The sequence below is a fragment of the Alkalibacterium sp. 20 genome, assembly GCF_001885615.1.
GTDB lineage: Bacteria > Bacillota > Bacilli > Lactobacillales > Carnobacteriaceae_A > Alkalibacterium.
In genome coordinates this window covers 1-17,572 of the sequence record NZ_LSRN01000048.1, presented here as the reverse complement: position 1 = coordinate 17,572, position 17,572 = coordinate 1, and the positions used below count along the sequence as shown (strand labels likewise).

Annotated in this window: 10 protein-coding genes and 2 pseudogenes; 1 reads left to right on the top strand and 11 read right to left on the bottom strand. The window is 40.4% G+C overall.

Annotated elements, in window-relative coordinates; translation table 11 throughout:
* The 8 genes and pseudogenes from AX762_RS08775 to AX762_RS08740 all read right to left on the bottom strand — a co-directional run.
* A pseudogene (locus tag AX762_RS08775) lies at window positions 1-314 on the bottom strand (hypothetical protein); the annotation flags it as partial.
* Window positions 315-580: 266 nt separating this feature from the next.
* Entirely contained in the window at window positions 581-1,564 is a 984-nt protein-coding gene (locus tag AX762_RS08770; protein ID WP_071848771.1) for an ATP-grasp domain-containing protein, read from the bottom strand.
* Window positions 1,561-2,292: a PHP domain-containing protein gene (locus AX762_RS08765; RefSeq protein WP_071848770.1), complete on the bottom strand. Its 732-nt coding sequence runs from the start codon at window positions 2,290-2,292 to the stop codon at window positions 1,561-1,563. The genes AX762_RS08770 and AX762_RS08765 overlap by 4 nt, the downstream gene beginning before the upstream one ends.
* Window positions 2,293-2,928: 636 nt before the next feature.
* Window positions 2,929-4,359: pseudogene (locus AX762_RS08760) on the bottom strand (flavocytochrome c); the annotation flags it as partial.
* 233 nt (window positions 4,360-4,592) lie between these two features.
* Complete coding sequence (locus AX762_RS08755) at window positions 4,593-6,122, bottom strand: flavocytochrome c (protein WP_071848769.1); 1,530 nt, start codon at window positions 6,120-6,122, stop codon at window positions 4,593-4,595.
* A gap of 270 nt (window positions 6,123-6,392) precedes the next feature.
* Entirely contained in the window at window positions 6,393-8,081 is a 1,689-nt protein-coding gene (locus tag AX762_RS08750; RefSeq protein ID WP_071848768.1) for an alpha-amylase family glycosyl hydrolase, read from the bottom strand.
* Window position 8,082: 1 nt separating this feature from the next.
* The gene (locus AX762_RS08745; protein ID WP_071848767.1) at window positions 8,083-10,740 is read right to left on the bottom strand and encodes a glycosyl hydrolase-related protein; all 2,658 of its coding nucleotides are present in this window, start codon (window positions 10,738-10,740) and stop codon (window positions 8,083-8,085) included.
* Window positions 10,741-10,826: 86 nt separating this feature from the next.
* Window positions 10,827-12,803, bottom strand: a complete 1,977-nt coding sequence (locus tag AX762_RS08740) for a fructose-specific PTS transporter subunit EIIC (RefSeq protein WP_071848766.1) — start codon at window positions 12,801-12,803, stop codon at window positions 10,827-10,829.
* A gap of 192 nt (window positions 12,804-12,995) precedes the next feature.
* On the opposite strand from AX762_RS08740, the gene AX762_RS08735 reads away from it, so the two are divergent.
* Complete coding sequence (locus AX762_RS08735) at window positions 12,996-13,751, top strand: MurR/RpiR family transcriptional regulator (RefSeq protein WP_071848765.1); 756 nt, start codon at window positions 12,996-12,998, stop codon at window positions 13,749-13,751.
* 157 nt (window positions 13,752-13,908) lie between these two features.
* On the opposite strand, the gene AX762_RS08730 is transcribed toward AX762_RS08735, so the two are convergent.
* The 3 genes from AX762_RS08730 to AX762_RS08720 are packed head-to-tail and all read right to left on the bottom strand — an operon-like array spanning window position 13,909 to window position 17,417.
* Window positions 13,909-15,321 carry a PTS transporter subunit EIIC gene (locus tag AX762_RS08730; protein WP_071848764.1) on the bottom strand — a complete coding sequence of 471 codons (1,413 nt, stop codon included), beginning with the start codon at window positions 15,319-15,321 and terminating at the stop codon, window positions 13,909-13,911.
* An 18-nt stretch (window positions 15,322-15,339) separates the two neighbouring features.
* Complete coding sequence (locus tag AX762_RS08725; protein WP_071848763.1) at window positions 15,340-16,086, bottom strand: carbohydrate deacetylase; 747 nt, start codon at window positions 16,084-16,086, stop codon at window positions 15,340-15,342.
* 20 nt (window positions 16,087-16,106) lie between these two features.
* On the bottom strand, window positions 16,107-17,417 hold the full coding sequence (locus AX762_RS08720) for a maltose-6'-phosphate glucosidase (protein ID WP_071848762.1): 1,311 nt from the start codon (window positions 17,415-17,417) through the stop codon (window positions 16,107-16,109).
* Window positions 17,418-17,572 lie beyond the last annotated feature (155 nt).

Genomic DNA, 17,572 nt, shown 5'->3' with positions numbered 1-17,572 from the left:
TCAAAATATTCCTTAAGAAGCAACTCTTTGTCTGATGCTTCGATTATCAGTGGCCCGCCATAACCGTAAGGTGTAATAATGTCGTAGTGACATTTATTTCCAATTTTTGTAGGAATAAGTCGTTTGATAAACGTATGACTTACTTTCCCATTACCTGAGGTATAAACAAATTGTTCTGCCTTTCCGTTTTCCATTTCTTCAAATGTATCTGCATAAGCTTTTGTAAAGCAAATATCTTTGTTAATTAACGAGTCAACACTTTCTTGTAGGTCTTTTCCAAAGTAAAAATTCCTTTCAAGGGTTGCTTTACTCAAAATGATCATATCCTTTTTAAAATTTTGATGAAGAAATTAAGGGATGGCTGAAAAGAGTGATTTAATACATCAAAAGAGTCTTATTTTTAGTTTATACTATTCTGATTATTGGCACACTTGATATCATAGGGGAATATTATAGCGGGGCCAAATACACTCTTGTGAATATCTGTTTAAAACATGGATTGGTTACACTGATTTGGACAAAAAAGATAAGGTGTGAGTTTACATTATAAATTTTACTGAAAACTCAATAGAGGATTTTCTTACTGTTTATGTGAGAGTATACTCTCACTCTTATCATCAGGCACGACTGTTTCATCATAATATCTTAAAATCTGCACAGGCTTGATTTCTGGTTGTGAAATATCTATTTGCTGGACAAGATATTTCACACACATTTCAACTTCATTCACGTTTGATAATGTTCTAAAGTGAGTCGTTCCAGAAAATCTTGCATTGATTTCAAATAGCTTCACTTTATTCCCAACAAGTCTATATTGAAGGTTTACAGGGCCATATACACCTAATTTCTCTGCTATTTTTTCTAGATAGCTATTCACTTCTGAATATGGTTCAGCACGAGCAATGGATGTGTTTCCGTGTCTCAATTCTCTTTTCATCGCAATAGATGATTTGGCCGTACCGTTAAAAACCACAACTCCAGCTGTATACTCTTCATCTTCCGTTCCTACACATTCCTGTATAATTAGATTACTGATCTTTTTTAATGCTTCATTTAATTCACTAATGGAATCAACCTTGGTTACACCGACAGACCCCGATCCGACTCTAGGCTTCACAATCAGCGGAAAACCAACTTTATCAATTAAAGCTTGTTCATCACCGGGGAGACATGATTCTGGATAATCCAAGTTATTGTCTTTTAAAAATTTATGAGTCAGCCATTTATCGTCAGCAATATCAATCACCTTTCGAGAACTGACAAGTACCTTAGTGTTGTATTCCCTTTCGATTTCGTTTCTTGCGTCTGAAAAGACACTGTATTCATGCGCTGTCCCTATTAAGATAATATCGGGACGTTCATTCTCAATTATTTCACGGATTTTGTCCATATAGATTGGATCCTTGGCCCTAGGCACTATATAATACTGATCTGCCCAGTACAGTCCTGCACCTGAAGAACTGGCGTTCAATGCAACTATTGTGGCATTTAAACTTGATGATCTGATAGATTTGATAGCGGCTTGGCCGAGAACTTCGCCTGCTCCAGTTACTAAAATTTTCATTTAGATGCTCTCCTTTGAAATGTTTTATATTCAAATTGGTTCAACATGTGTTTACAGTTTCCAACCTCCTCTGCCTTATGTGCATCTGAACCTACTGATAGTGCCGGGTCGATATCTCCACATGCAGATAAAAAATCATAGGCATTTTTGATATATTTAGAATTGAATTCGATTGCCTTGTCATTGGCTTTGGCCAGAATCATCAATTCTTTGAAGTACTCAATCGGAAATCCTCCGTATCTTGACGAATACATCCCTCCAGGATGTGCGAGTACATCAATAGGCGCATACTTCAACATTCCTTTTGATAATTCAAATTCGATCTCAGCTAGCTCCCATGGGGTCAAGGTGGAAAAGTCGATAAATCCTCCTTTTTCGTCTGGAATGCTATGGACGCTTCCTAAAATTATGTCGCTTTTTTCTAATATGGTATCTGAAATATCTAAGTTACCATATTTGTCCAAAACTTTTGTTTCAGCTCCGACTAGGACCTCGATACCGGAATACTTAGAGGCAGTCTCCTTAACGGACTCAGCAAATTTGCCAAACCAATCAGAATTTTTCCTTACATGTTCAGTGAAAGCAATTTTATTTAACCCTTTATCTATTGCTGTTTTGATCATCGTTTCAATCGATTCCTGTCCATCAGTCTGATTAGTGTGAATATGAAAATCATACATTATGTCGATATCTTTTAATTCGTTAAAAGTTATAAAGTTTATGCTCATAATTTAATTACCTCCTATGCTTTTTAATAATACTACCTTTAAATACCTTATCTATTTTTATCTCATCGAATATAATCTATCCTTTTATTTGGTTTCGATAAGGAAATGAGTATTAAATTATAGCTTAATAATCGATTATTTTATTTCTTTTGACTCTATCAGAACTTTACAAAGGTTGTCTTCAACTCTATTGGATAATATTAACCGAAATAGATAACTATCTAGTGTCCCTTCTTTATTGAGATTCTGCGAAAAAAGATATATTCATTTCCAATTTTTCTTACTTTTATAATAATAGATAATCAATTAATTGAAAAGTAATACATCTTTAAACTACTTTGGAATAACCAATATTCTGTAATCTTTTTAAACTTGTTATCTATTGCTCAACTCAAACGGGCTAATAAATAGTGTTTAACTTATTCTATCGCCGAGTAAGTAAAATCTTATGTATCAATTATTTGTCTGTCTAGAGAATATATTATTCAAACCAAAAATAATAGTGACTTAACTTCTTAATGGACACGATTTTATCTTGTTACTTTCATAAAATTTTTATCAGTTTTTTATTCTTTCCGAACGCAATAAAAACCCCTGATACAGCATCAGGGGCTCTTGCTAATATATTTTATTAAATTAATTTTTCAAATAATCTACTACTTGTTTTCCGGCCTGTCTGCCGAAAATGATAATATCTGCGACAGCATTCCCGCCGATACGGTTCGATCCGTGAATGCCGCCTGTCAATTCTCCAGCGGCATATAAGCCGTCAATTTTATTTCCATCCGTATTCAAGACTTCTGTCAAGGTATTGATGCGTACGCCACCCATTGTATGATGAGTACCAGGCGCAATTTCTATGGCATGATACGAACCTGTTGACAGGTCTTCATTCATGCCTGTTGTACGGCCAAATGCTGTGTCTTCGCCTTCTGACACAGTTTTATTCCATGTCTCAATTGTGCCTTTCAGACTGTCTGCGTCCAGTGACATGACTTCTGCTAAATCTTCGATTGATTCTCCTGAAACGACTAATCCTACGCGTATATAATGTTCAATCGCAAGAACTCTTTCTTTGACACCGTCGTCAAAAATCAAGTATGCTTTTTGTTCAGGTAAAGCAATAATATCTGCTGAAACTATATCTCGTTTATCCATTTCATTGGTGAAACGCACGCCTTCTTCAGAAACCATGATTGCTCCTTCACCTCGGACCGCTTCGGTGATCAAGTAGCCTGTAGCTTGTTCCACAGTCGGATGGATTTGAATATCGCTCATATCCACAACGTCTCCACCCAGAGTTGAGATCATTGAGATACCCGACCCATTACTTCCTGCGTGATTGGTTGTGACGTAGCCTTCCAGATCAGGCTTGTGTTCGACGATCATATCAAAATTGGCGCCGAATCCTCCTGTCGTGACCACAACAGCTTTTGAATGAATCGTTCTTTTATCCGTCTGGTTGATCAAGACCTCTACACCAGTCACTTTACCGTCTTCTTCCAGGATCCCTGTAACTTCTGAATTGACAAACAATGGAATCTCACGTTCTTTGAAATTATCAAGCAGACCATTGATCAGATATCCACCCACAGCAGAACCTTCGGATGGGCGATGCGTACGCTCCACCTTCATGCCACCTGTTGTGGTCAAGTTATCTAACGTGATACCGATCGAGTCCAACCAGTCGATGGAATCAGCTGAGTGATCGACCAAATAGTTGAGTAACTCCTCGTTGTTGGTTTCGTTTCCGCCGGCTAAAGTTTCTTCGAAGAAGGCGTTATTTGAGTCTTCAATACCTGATGCTTCCTGAAATTTTGTTTCTGAAGCGTTCATGCCAGCAGAAGATTTTTTGGTGTTGCCTCCTGTACGGGGCATCATTTCAAACACAATTGGGGTGGCTCCTGCATCTTTGGCTTCAATGGCCGCGGAAAGACCCGCACCACCGGATCCGACGATAATGACATCATAACTGTCTTCTAAATCTTCAATAGCTGTGTATTCCCGATATTTAGCTGAAGTTACTTTCTTTATCACACTTGCATCCCTTTTTTTGTGACTCTTTTCACTATGAAAAGAGTATCATATGCTGAAATGAATTACTACCTTTAAACTAGACACTTATCAACTAAAAAGTGATTTAAAAAGACAGGACCACTGAATTATTCACTAAGTGAATTTCCAGTAGTCCTGTCTTTTGTTTTTGTTTCTAAACACGTTTAAAGCTTTCAACTCAATTACACTTTATTTTTTAGCAGCCTCTATAGTAGCACGGGCTCTTGTTATATTAATCTGATAAGTTAATTTTTCAAATACTCTACTGCTTGTCTTCCTGCTTGTCTGCCAAAGATGATGATGTCTGCAACAGCATTCCCGCCGATACGATTTGATCCGTGAATACCGCCTGTCAATTCGCCAGCGGCATATAAGCCGTCAACTTTATTTCCATCCGTATTCAATACTTCTGTCATAGTGTTGATGCGTATGCCACCCATTGTGTGGTGAACGCCAGGCGCAATTTCTACAGCATGATACGAACCTGTTGACAAATCATTGTCCATCGCTGTCGTACGGCCAAATGTTGCGTCTTCTCCATCTGACACAGTTGCATTCCATGTGTCAACTGTCTCTTTCAGACTGCCTGCGTCCAGTGACATGGCTTCTGCTAATTCTTCGATCGTCTCTCCTGAAACGACAAAGCCCTCGCTCATGTATTGTTCAATTGCGAGAACTCTTTCTTTCACACCATCGTCAAAAATCAGGTAAGCTTTTTCTTCAGGCAACGCAATGATCTCCGCTGAAACTTTATCCCGTGTATCCATTTCATTGGTAAAACGTGTGCCTTCTTCAGAAACCAAGATGGCTCCTTCACCACGAACGGCTTCAGTGATCATGTAACCGGAAGATTGTTCGACGGTCGGATGGATTTGAATATCGTCTAGATCAACAACGTCTCCACCTAAAGTCGAAATCATATCGATCCCCGTACCTTTGCTTCCTTCGTGATTAGTTGTGACGAATCCTTCCAAATCAGGATTTTGTTCAACAACCATATCAAAGTTTGCGCCAAAACCACCTGTTGCGACCACGACGGCTTCTGAACTGATCGTTCTCTCATCCGTTTGATTGACCAACACTTCAACCCCAGTCACTTTACCGTCTTCCTCCAAAAGAGCTGTTACTTCTGAATTGACAAATACTGGTATTTCACGTTCTTCGATATTGTCCAGTAAACCATTGACCAGGTATTCTCCCACTGCAGAGCCATCTGATGGACGATGTGTCCGCTCAAGGCTCATGCCGCCTGTTGTGGTAAGGTTATCTAAAGTGATGCCGATAGAGTCCAGCCAGTCGATAGAATCTGCTGATTGATCGACCATATAGTTCAGTAATTCCTCATTGTTTGTTTCGTTACCACCAGCTAATGTTTCTTCGAAAAACTTGTCATTTGAATCTTCAATACCTGCAGCTTCCTGGAATTTCGTTTCTGACGCGTTCATACCAGCAGAAGATTTTTTGGTGTTGCCACCTGCAACAGGCATCATTTCAAACACCACAGGATTTGCTCCGGCATCTTTGGCTTCAATTGCCGCTGAAAGACCCGCGCCACCGGACCCGACGATAATGACATCATAGCTGTCTTCTAAATCTTCGATATCAGTATACTCGCGATATGTAGCTGAAGTTACGGCATCATTCTCTTCATTTTCTGTTTCAGTCGTCGAATCTTCTACGGGTACACTTTCTTCAGTCACTTTATCCGACTTTATACAACCGGATAGCAATAGAGAAATACTTAACACACTTCCAAAAATCAGTTTCTTCTTCATACTTTAATCCCCTTTTTTATATGTGATTATTTTCACTATCATTAGGGTATCACATACTGAACACCACTTCATTAAAAATGGAGCGTTAATACAATGAGAAAGGCATGAAACTTTAACAGAATCGCTTGATAACAAAAAAAGTAATACTCATATATTCTATTCCTTTTCGATCAGCACACTTTCGTGCAAATAAAAGGCAAATCCTAGAAATACAAGTATTACTCTTTAATTGTTGCTGTATTTTTTAATGTTTCAGAAAAACCGTGCGTCTTACCCCTTGACCCATACATAGTCGTAGGCATTTAGACTTAGGGTATCTTCTACTTTAGTCTGAGTACGCAAATTTTCCCCGCTGAATGGACCGGTAATTTCTACCGGTTTATCAGATACATTGACCGCAAAGAATACTTTTTTACCTGTTTCTTTATTGCTTCGGATAAGTGAAAAAATACGGTCATCACTATTTAAAATCTCTTGTTCTGCATATGGGGAAAATGCGGAAGAAGATTGTCTGACTTTTATCATGTCTTTCATCCCGTTAAAGATACTGCTGCGTCGCTCGTTTTCGGTCAGCTCGGTTTTCAAACGGTCGTATTCTAATTTTTTGCGGTTGATCCGACGGTTGATGTCTGATGATTCCAGACCATCTCTATCGTTTTCCGATCCCAAGAACGAGTGGTAATATATCGCCGGTACGCCTATGAAGGACAAGAGAATCGAGTGGGCAGCTAATGATTTCCGGACCAGAACTTCAAGTGAATCTCCTTCGTCTTTCAGCATGTCCATATAATTGATGTTCAGTTCATAAGGAGACTGTGAGCCGTCGGGATTCGATTTATAGGAGACTTCTCCGCCGTTCTGGTTTACTTTCTGCAGTAAGACCTCCAGTTCATCATCGTTTAAAATGCCTTCTACCGGTCTCACACCGATCCCGTCATGGCTGGCCAGGAAGTTGAAGTATGTGGCCTGGTCAGAGACTTTTTCGATTGCTTTGGCCCAATCGGTCAATTTACCAGCATCTTTGGTCGCAAAACTGTACTGGACCAATGGCGGTAGCGTGAACTGATACACCATATGAGCTTCATCTGTGCCGCTGCCAAAATACGAAATGTTTTCTTTGTGTGGGACATTCGTTTCGGTAATGATCTGAACTTCCGGGTTGATTTCTGCTGCAATCGTATGCCACAATTTAATGATTTCGTGCGCCTGCGGCAAGTGGATACAGGTGCTCCCCGATTCTTTCCAGATAAACCCGATAGCGTCAAGGCGAATACTTGACGCCCCTTTTGCCATGTATTCCAGAAGGATCTCAGTGATCTCGAGAAGGACGGGGAAATGACCAAAGTTCACATCGACTTGGTCTTCACTGAAGGTCGTCCAGGCTGTTCTTTCGCCGTTTTTACCTTTATACGCATGGAAAAGTGGCGACGTCCGCGGTCTCATGACTTGGGAAGCATCAAACTCTTCATCTTTCTCTATAAAGTAATGCTTGTAGGTCACATCTTCTTCCAGATACTCCTGGAACCACTCACTCGATTTTGAGATGTGATTGGCCACAAAATCAAACATCAGCCGGAAATCTTCAGAAAAATGTTCGATATCCTCCCAGGTACCAAAATCCGGGTTCACTTCCCGGTAATCAACGACTGAAAAGCCGTCATCAGACGTATACGGAAAGATCGGCAGTAAGTGTACATCGGAAATCACGCCCTCTGCTTCTTCTTTCAGGAAGTGATGCAGGGTATTTAAAGGTGCTTCACCATCTGTTTGAATGCTGTCGCCATAAGTGATGAGGTAGACGTTATCCTCAGTCAATGGTTTGGTCTGTTCCTGTTCCTTATTCATCCACTTACTGAGTAACGTTCCCATTTCGATCAGATAGTCATTTTTGTAGTCTTCCCCATAAATGAATGTCAGGTGCTGCTTGAGTTGTGCTTTAAGGTCTAATTTATCGCTCATGCTATTCGTTCCTTTCTTTGGCTAGTAAGACAGTCTGATATCCAAGTCTTGGTATAACTATTTCAGTTGCTTCATCAAGAACTAATTCTTTTAGATCCGTTAAATAAGTGACGTCACCGAGTGAGGTCTCCAACTTCACTTTTACGTCTTCATCGGTTGGATTGAAGAGTCTCACTACGGTTCCTTCACCTTTCTCAGCTTGTTTCAAGGCACTGATAAAAACTTCAGAGTTGGATAATTTGAAAAACGAATCGCTCAACGGCAACTCATTCACCGGGTAAGGAATTTCAAAACGGTCCAGGCGTTCTTCGAAGGTGTTTAATGTCTGGTGATGATACGTGACCACCAGTTCGTTATACTGATCAGCTAGGTCGAAAAGTTCCTGGTCAGAATGACTGCCAAGCGTCACGGCATAATCAAAAGACATCGCTCTCAACATCTGAGCATCCGGTGTCTCGACCACTTTGTTGTTGATGCCCGATGCACGTCCAGGACGCCACTCCAGGTCATCTTTCCCGAGCAAGCCGACACTGCGGAAAAGGGTCAGCGCAAACTGATTGGTTTCTTTAAGCACTTCATACTCTTTTATCCCTTGTGTGAAGGCCGTAAGCCCAGATTCCCCCCCTTGCAATCCGGCAAATCGTTCCACGGTATAAATAGGCACGGGTGCTTCTTTGTAGCCTTTCTCTTTCCAGTTCAAGAGACGTTCTTCCACTAACGGACGTTTGATCGTACTGTATCCCTGGTCCCCATAAGAATGCAGTGCCTTGGTCACAGGGGTCTGAATCAATACACGTATGCGGTGATCCTTCACTGTGTTCAAGATATCATGATGGATATGGACAAACGTTTCCTCAGGTCGCAAAGTTAAGCGGGTATGGATTTTAAGGGTCTCCCCTTCACCATTTCCTTGACGGGACGCCAGATCTTCAGGTAATTTCCCTTCAACTAAGAGTTCCATCACTTGTACGTCTCCGAATTGCTCAACTGTTTGAAGCTGGAAATCTTTCAGTAAAATCGTTTTGCTTCCGACGAGGGGTGAATAATCATACGAGTCGCCGTCGTCGGCCGTTTCTTCAAACTGGATAAAATTGGTCAAGGTCTGATCTGACTTTTTATCAAAGAGCACGAGTGACCTCTCTTCGACGAAAATTTTGACGTGTTCGTTTTCAAGTGCCTGAATGAGATGGTTACCTTTGGGAGCCTTTTGTTGACTCGGTTGTTCAGTTACCTCCAGCGTGGTGTACCCTAGTGACGGCACAGAAACAGTCTGGATCAAGACGGTGCTGCGGAAATAGCCCGGCAGCGGCACTTGTTTTTCGCCTTCATCAGTGACCCGGATCTTTTTCCCACCAGCCATTTCCTCTTGCTCGAGCAATGAATACGTGACGTTTTCTCCTTCGGCATCGGTCAATATGAAGGACGATTCGTCAGTGAACAGGACGGCTTCGACATTCTGCCGGGTCTCTTTCCCGTGGGTATTAAATAACACCAGGACGTTCTCACGGCCGCTTTGATTCACAATCGCCTGCGTCAACTGACGTTTGATGATGTTCATCAGCCCGTCAGTTTGGCGATCGATTTTCTTTAAGCGTTCCATGATGTTCTGATTGGTCGCGTCCGAGTTACAGCCGCCGATGCTGTCATGCGAGTGGACGTCAAATAGCTCTTTCCACATTTCGTCAAGACGCGCTTTCGGATAACGCAGACCCAGTGAATGCGCGATCACGGCTAACGGTTCAAGTTGAGCAATCAGTTTATGCTCAACTTTGTAGTTCCAGTATTTGATGTCATAGCGCTGCGAACGGATCGTTCGGTGCATTCGTGAAGTCTCCGTCGCGATCAGTTCGCCCTGAATGGTGTTCTTGAATGCTTCGTCATCCCACGTTTCCTCCATGTAGGTCTCGTAATCAGATAACACGTAGGAATTTTCTGCGTCCATTTCGTTCAATTGTTTCAACGTTTCCGGGAAATGTTCGCGCACCAGGACCTGGTCCCCGCCGGATGGGAATAAAATATGATCCGTACTTTTACTTCTGTTTTTCACTTTGTCGACCAGCGGATTCAAGTGGTCCTGGAGATAGTCTTCACTGGCTTCCAGGAATTTCCCGGGGCCATAACCTAAAGGCAATACGGCCGATTTCACGGTTTCCCCATCGGGAGACTGCCAGTTGAAATGAACGTCTCCTTCTAGTTCATCCGTATAGAGACCGCGCTGGAATATTGCATAATCAATCCCGAAGTTCTTGAAGAGTGACGGCAAGTAGGTGTTTTGACCAAAGATATCGGGTAAGTACCCCACGTTCATGCTGTGCCCCATCTCTTTTGAACCAAGCACGCCGTACAGTAAATTTCTTACGAGCGACTCTTTATGTGTAAGCAGTGAATCCGCCTGAGTATACCAGGGACCAATAAAAACTCGTTTCTTTTTGATCAATTCTTTCAGACGTTCTGTCTGCTCAGGTTCCATTCGCAAGTATTCTTCGACTACTGAAAGCTGTCCGTCAAAGACATACCCGTGATAGTCTGCATCGTTCTCTAAAACTTCCATCAAACGGTTCATGTTTTCTACTAATATCAAGTTGGAGTCTTCGACTGTAAAATACCACTCCCTGTCCCAGTGAGAATGTGGGACGATATAGACACGTTTTGAAGCCATTATTTTGTCCTCCTGTAAATAAAACATAACCCGCGGAGAAATTGCTCGCCACGGACATGTTTTTAATTATTGATCACACGCTGAATCTAAACTTCTATGGTCATTTTTCCGCGGTTGATCATATTGTTTCTGATAAAGATATTGGATAGCGCAATGAACAGTGTTCCTACAAGCAAACCAAGGATATAAGCCGGCACGTTTTCAACTAATGGCCATCCCCAGACAGCTGGAAGTGGCAGCCACTGCACGGCACCCAGCATTACAGCTGTAAGTGAACCCAAGATCGCACCAATGATGTTGATTGGAATCGTGATGATCGGATTTCTCAGCATGAATGGAATCGCGCCTTCACTGATGGCTAAGAACCCAAGCAAGATAGACGTGTTTCCTGTCACGCGCAAGTTCGCATCAAAAACACGTTTACCGACAATATATTTATCCAGGACCGTTGCCAGCCCAAGTCCGATCGGCGGGATAACGATAGATAGGACTCGAGCTGTCAATGGGAAGATCCCATCAGCCGCTAAACCAATATTGATCGCACCCGCTGCTTTGTTAACGGGGCCACCCAAGTCAAAGGCTGTCGCCGCTGCGATAATTGAAGAAAGGACGATTTCCCCGCCTTCTGCTGAAGCGATGATTGCTCGTTCCATGGCCAAGTTAAGTCCGCCAAAGACCGGATCGACGATGTAAAAGTTTGCCAAGAAAATAACAATAACGGAAATGGCTGGTATCAGGAACATTGGTTTCATGGCCTGCAGGTTACGGTTAAGTTGGATTTTCTCATTCAAGTAACGGGACACATAACCGGCAAGTAAACCTAGAACTAAAGCGCCTAAGAAACCAGAAGCGATCCCGTCTTCAATCCCCCAGAAACGGAAATGTACACCATTAGCAAACAATCCCCCGACAAATCCGGCAACGATACCGACCCGGTCAGCGATTGCATAAGCTGTATATGCCGCAAATATGGCATAGATGAATTGGAAAATCATGAAGCCTAGTTTATCTAAGTGATGTAAAATAACGAAAAATTCGTTGCTGTCTGTTGCAAAGGAAATATCGTTGATTTCATTGACTAATCCAAACGGCATCGCACCAAGCTTGGCAATACCCATCATTAAACCACCGGCTACAAGGAGTGGAATCATGTAACTGATACCGGTCATGACTGCTTGAACTATTTCTCCAAGTACACCCTGTTTTTGCCCATTTTGTGGGGATTGTCTTTGACTCGCATCGCCTTCTCGTACTTCGACCTTACCGTCAGGATTGTTTAATACTTGTTTGATGAGTGCTTCACTGCGTTTAAGCGGATCAGCGACGCGTGTCTGAACAAATGGCAAGCCGGCAAAACGATCCTTTTCTTTTACGGGTAAATCCGTCGCAAAAATGACGCCGTCTGCTTTTTTGAGCATGTCTGAAGTTACGCGGTCTTCGATCCCGGTCGCTCCCTGCTTTTCAGTCAGGATGGTATACCCGAGTTTTTCTCCTGCTTTTTCCAGCGCTTCAGCCGCCATATACGTATGGGCGATTCCTGAGGCACATGACGTGACAGCCAGAATCGTTTTACCCGCTTTTTTTGGCGCTGCTTTTTTCGCTTTTTCAAAACGATCCAGTCTAGTCATGAACTCTTCCGAATTATTAGCACCGAGTAACTGAGCATAATACTCTTCGTTCATCAAACGCGTGCTTAATTCAGCCAGCACGTTTAAATGGGTGGAACCGGCTTCACTTGTTGGAATAGCTAACAGGAAAACAAGCTCCACTTTATTGTTCGGGTCGATGCTTTCCCATTCATCCACTGGGTGCTCCAAACGAGCGACGGCAAAAGCAGCTTCATTTACAACATCGGATTTACCGTGTGGAATGGCTAACCCATTTTCCATCCCCGTTGCTGAGGTAGCTTCCCTTTCCATGACACTGCCGTAAAATGCCTGTTCATCACTGATGACGCCTTCTTCTGACAATGAGCGAACGAGTTCTTTGATAACAGTCGCTTTATCTGTTGACTGAATATCATAACGAACCAGTTGTTTCGACGTTAATTGTTTTAAGTCCACTTTATTTCCTCCTATTTTTTAATAACGTTTTCATTTGATCTACGTTTAGCTTACAGCATATTTTTTTGACCGACTAGTACAAGTGCTGTACATTTGTACAGGATGAAACCGTTATTTTACAAATGTAAGCTATCCTCTTATTTTTGGTGTGTTAAACTATGAAAAAGCTTACAAAAAAAGGGTGAGATTTTTATGGGTAAACTTCTGGATATATTTGCAAATGAACTGGCTAGTTTGACGTATACCGAAAAACAGATTCTCTATTATATCGAAAGCAACAGTGAAAACGTCGCCACGATGTCTCTCACGAAATTGGCTGAACACAATAATGTCAGTACTACGACCATCGTGCGCTTAAGTCATAAGTTAGGCTACAGCGGCTTTTCAGAATTCAAGTTCAATCTAAAAAAATTAAATGAACAACTGAGCAGTTCCAGTGAGGATGACCTTCTGGACCCCGTCAACCAATATATGGAAGGTTTGGCTACCGGACTGAATAATCTGGATAAATCCGTGCTCAAAAAAGCAGCCCTGCAGATGAAGGCTGCCAATAAAATCATTATTATTTCAGTCGGTTTAACAAACATGGTCGGCGAGTACATGAGCAAGCGTCTGATGCAGCTTAACCGGTCGTCTTCCTATATCTATGAATCACATATGATCGATCTGGTCGGTAACTGGGTGGACAGCAACGATCTGGTCATCTTTGTTTCCTCAAGCGGAGAAACACAGACTTTACTTAAGGCCGCTGAAAAAATGTCTCACTTGGCTATCCCAACGATCGTTTTGACCAACAATCCGGATAGCCCGTTGATGAAGACCACCGATATTGGGGTCAGCTTTTCTATCCAGCACTACTTGTATAAAGGCTATGACATCTCCGCCCGTTCATTCCTGGTCATTTTATCGGATCTGGTGGTTGATTATTACCGGATGCTGGATGAATAGTAGACAATAATTCAATTTCCAGCATATATAAATAGCCGTCCTCCGATCATTCGTTTGTCACGATTAAATGGGGAACGGCTATTCTTTATACATATGATATCGATGGTATCTTTTGATCTCTGAATATTTCAGATTTTTATTTTTGTACTAATTTTTATTAATCGTCTAACAATTTATTGAATTCACTCATTACATTTGTTACTTCTGGACCTATAATTATCTGATAATTAGTGTCAGACGGTCTTATTAATCCGATTACGCCAGTTTGTTTAATTCTTTCTTCATCAACTTTGGACGGATCGATAACAGTGACCCGAAGTCTAGTGACACAATTGTAGGCATCTTCGATATTTTCTTTTCCTCCAAGCGAATGTAAAAGTTTTTTTGCTAAGAAAGAATAATTACTGGTTGCCAAACTAAAATCATGCTCTTCTTCAGACACTTCCTCAGAAAAAAGCTTATCATCTTCCCGTCCCAATGTCTTTAAGCTCATCTTTTTAATAACATAGTAAAATGTAAAATAGTATAAGAAGAAAAATACTATTCCCACAGGAATTATTAATAAAGGATTTCGAGCTATGTTAAATCCTAAAACATAATCCACTAATGAAGCACCAAATGAAAAACCCATTCTAATATCTAAAAAATAAGTTACGATACCTGCTAACCCGGCATAAAATGAATGTATTAAATACAAAATAGGTGCAGTAAACATGAAAGTGAATTCTACGGGTTCAGTAATGTTAGTAATAAATGAAGTTGTAGCCCCACTTCCCATGATTCCTTTGACTCTTTCTTTATTTTCTTTATAAGCTGCTCTATAAATAGCTAAACAAATACCCGGTATTCCAAACATCATGACTACAAAAAATCCTGCTAAAAACAATCCTGCTGTCGGATCTCCATTCAAAAATCTTGGAATTTCACCTTGAACTACTTCACCGGCCTCTGTCGTGAATTCACCTAAATCAAAATAAATGTATGAGTTGATGACATGATGCAAACCAAGAGGGATCAACAATCGGTTAAAGAACATGAATAACCCTACGCCTAAAGCTCCCATCTGAACCCAAGTTTGTGCAAAAGTGTCTATACCAGATTGTATAATTGGCCAAATGAAGCCGAACACTATTGCTACCACCGTTTGAATAAGTAGGATCACAGTAAGTGGGAAACGTTCCCCTGCGAAAAAAGAAAAAATCTGTGGTAGCTGTTTATCTTTATAACGGTTGTACGTCCAACTTGCAACGGCCCCAGAGATAATTCCTCCAAATATCCCCATATTGATTTCCGGGTCTATAACCAATAGTCCTTGTCTTAAAGTCAGTATAGCTAATACGGCTGTCAAGGCGGCCATACCTTTATCTTTACCTTTTGCAAATCCAAATACCACTCCAATAGCGAATAAAATATCCAAGTTTCCAAATACAGCACTACCTGCAGCGGCTAAGATAGGAATGTCCAACAAATCAGCCGAAGAAATCCTTAACAAAATACCTGCAAGAGGCATTGCTGAAACTGGGACAAGCATCGACCGACCTAATTTTTGTACATCAGCTTTAATATCCATGATCTTCCTCCTAATTATTTAGATTAAATCTCTATACGTACCTAATTTAATATTATTAGCAGAGAATAATTCTTTATAGTTACTATCCATCAGCTCTTTTGTGGTCAGCACACGATTTTCTAATAAACTTGATCCCTCGAAGACGACGTTATCCAAATAGCCAGGATGGCACATAGCCTCTACAGTATGATAGTTCTTACAATCCTGGACTAAATTATTTGTAATTAAAGGTTTCCATATTCCTTTAGTTATTCCTAAATCATCAAAATCAATAAAGAATTTTTTTACAGTAAGAAGATCGTCTGGAACATCAAAATTATTACGTACTGGCAGTTTAAATTTTCTTGCTAATTCTATAAACACTTCTTTCATTGGCGAAACCATATTGACATGATGATGCGTATCCAAATGAGTAGGCGTAATTCCCGATTCAATTACACGCTGGATTTGTAAATCCCACTCTTTTAATAATTCATCTTTTTCTATCGAAAAATCACTTTCATAAAAAGCTATTTTTTTAAACGAACCGTTCTCAGTCAATGAAGAAGTGTTTTCAGATAGAGGTTTGCCACATGTCAATGTTAAATGTACCCCTATCCCAAACTTCGGATTCAGTTTCGCCAATTCTACAGCATGTTCGAATCCAGGCATATTTGCCATTAAGGTCGCGGAAGTTAACACTCCACTCTTAAAAGAATCGATAATTCCTAAATTTACCGCACGGCTATAACCATAATCGTCTGCGTTTATAATCAAAACATTCATTTTATTTCCCCCTTTCTTGTTTAAGTTAGTTCTACCCAGTAATCAACATTTTTCTCCATTAATTCATCTAGCACCTTTTTCGCAACGACAGCATTAGGAACAGATTGATTTAGTGTGAATGCTTGCAAAGCTTTTTGATATGAATTCTCAAAGAATGCATCGACCAGTAGTTTTTCTGAAGCGACTTGTGCCTCCATTAGTCCCTTATGAAAATCCGGAATTTCTTTACGCAATGAGATTGGTTCGACACCATTTGAATTAACATAACAGGGGATCTCAACGACAGCATCCTCTCTCAGATTAGGAATAGCTCCTTTATTAGGAACAATCAACATAAATCTACGGTTTAGATTATTTAGAATAGAAACTGCAATATCAACTATATATTGACCGTGAGAGTCACTGTCATAATCGACATCTTCAAGAGATGAAGCTGATCTTATTAAATTAGCTGTTTCCTTTATTTTTTTCAATCTTCCATCCATGATTTCATTAGCACGCGTATATTTCGGGTCTGCGTTCTCAACAATGAGATTAGGATAAAGATAATATTCTAAATAATTATTAGGAACGTGTTCTGGAAAATCAGTAACCATTCGTTCCATTAATTTAAAAGCTTTAGCCCAACTTAGATCCAAATGATCTGTTTTAAATCCCTGAGTTATTATTTTTTCAATAATTTCTGGCATAATATCTTTCTTTTTGGATATGTCATAGATGGATTGATACCAACCAAAATGATTAAGCCCATAATAATTAGTGATCCAATTTCGACGATCGTAACCAAACGAATGTGCAATTAATTCTTCAATAGCAATAGTTTGGTCACACGCATTAACGATTTTTATCTCTGGGAATTTTCTACGAACGGCCTCAGAAATTATAGTCTCTGGATTGGTGTAGTTCAATATCCACGCATCAGGAGCATATTTTTGAATATAGCCGACCATTTCCAGAAATCCTTTCATAGATCGTAACCCGTATGAGAACCCGCCAACTCCACATGTTTCCTGTCCAACAATTCCGTATTTAAGCGGTATCTTTTCATCAAACTCTCGCATTTCAATTCCACCAACTCTTATTTGAGAGAAAATAAAATCTACGCTTTCGAAAGCTTCTTGAGGATCAATTGTAGCTACTAATCTGATATTAGACTTCTCTTTTTTTAATAAGTGCCTTATGATAACTTCCATATCACTATTTCTAACATTATCTATATCATACAATCGTATTTCACTTATCGAAAAATCACTTTGATTTTTTAATAATGTGAGTACGATTCCAGGCGTATATCCGCTTCCGCCTCCAGCAATAGTTATAACTTTATCCATTTATTTCTCCACCTTTCTTTTTATAATACATCTTATTTTTAACACGTATTTATGTTAATATAAATACCTATAGCCAAAAATATAAGCGCTTTCATCGATTGGTGTCTTTTCCAATTAGTGAAACCATTTCCACAAGCAGTTAAGGGGGTTTATTT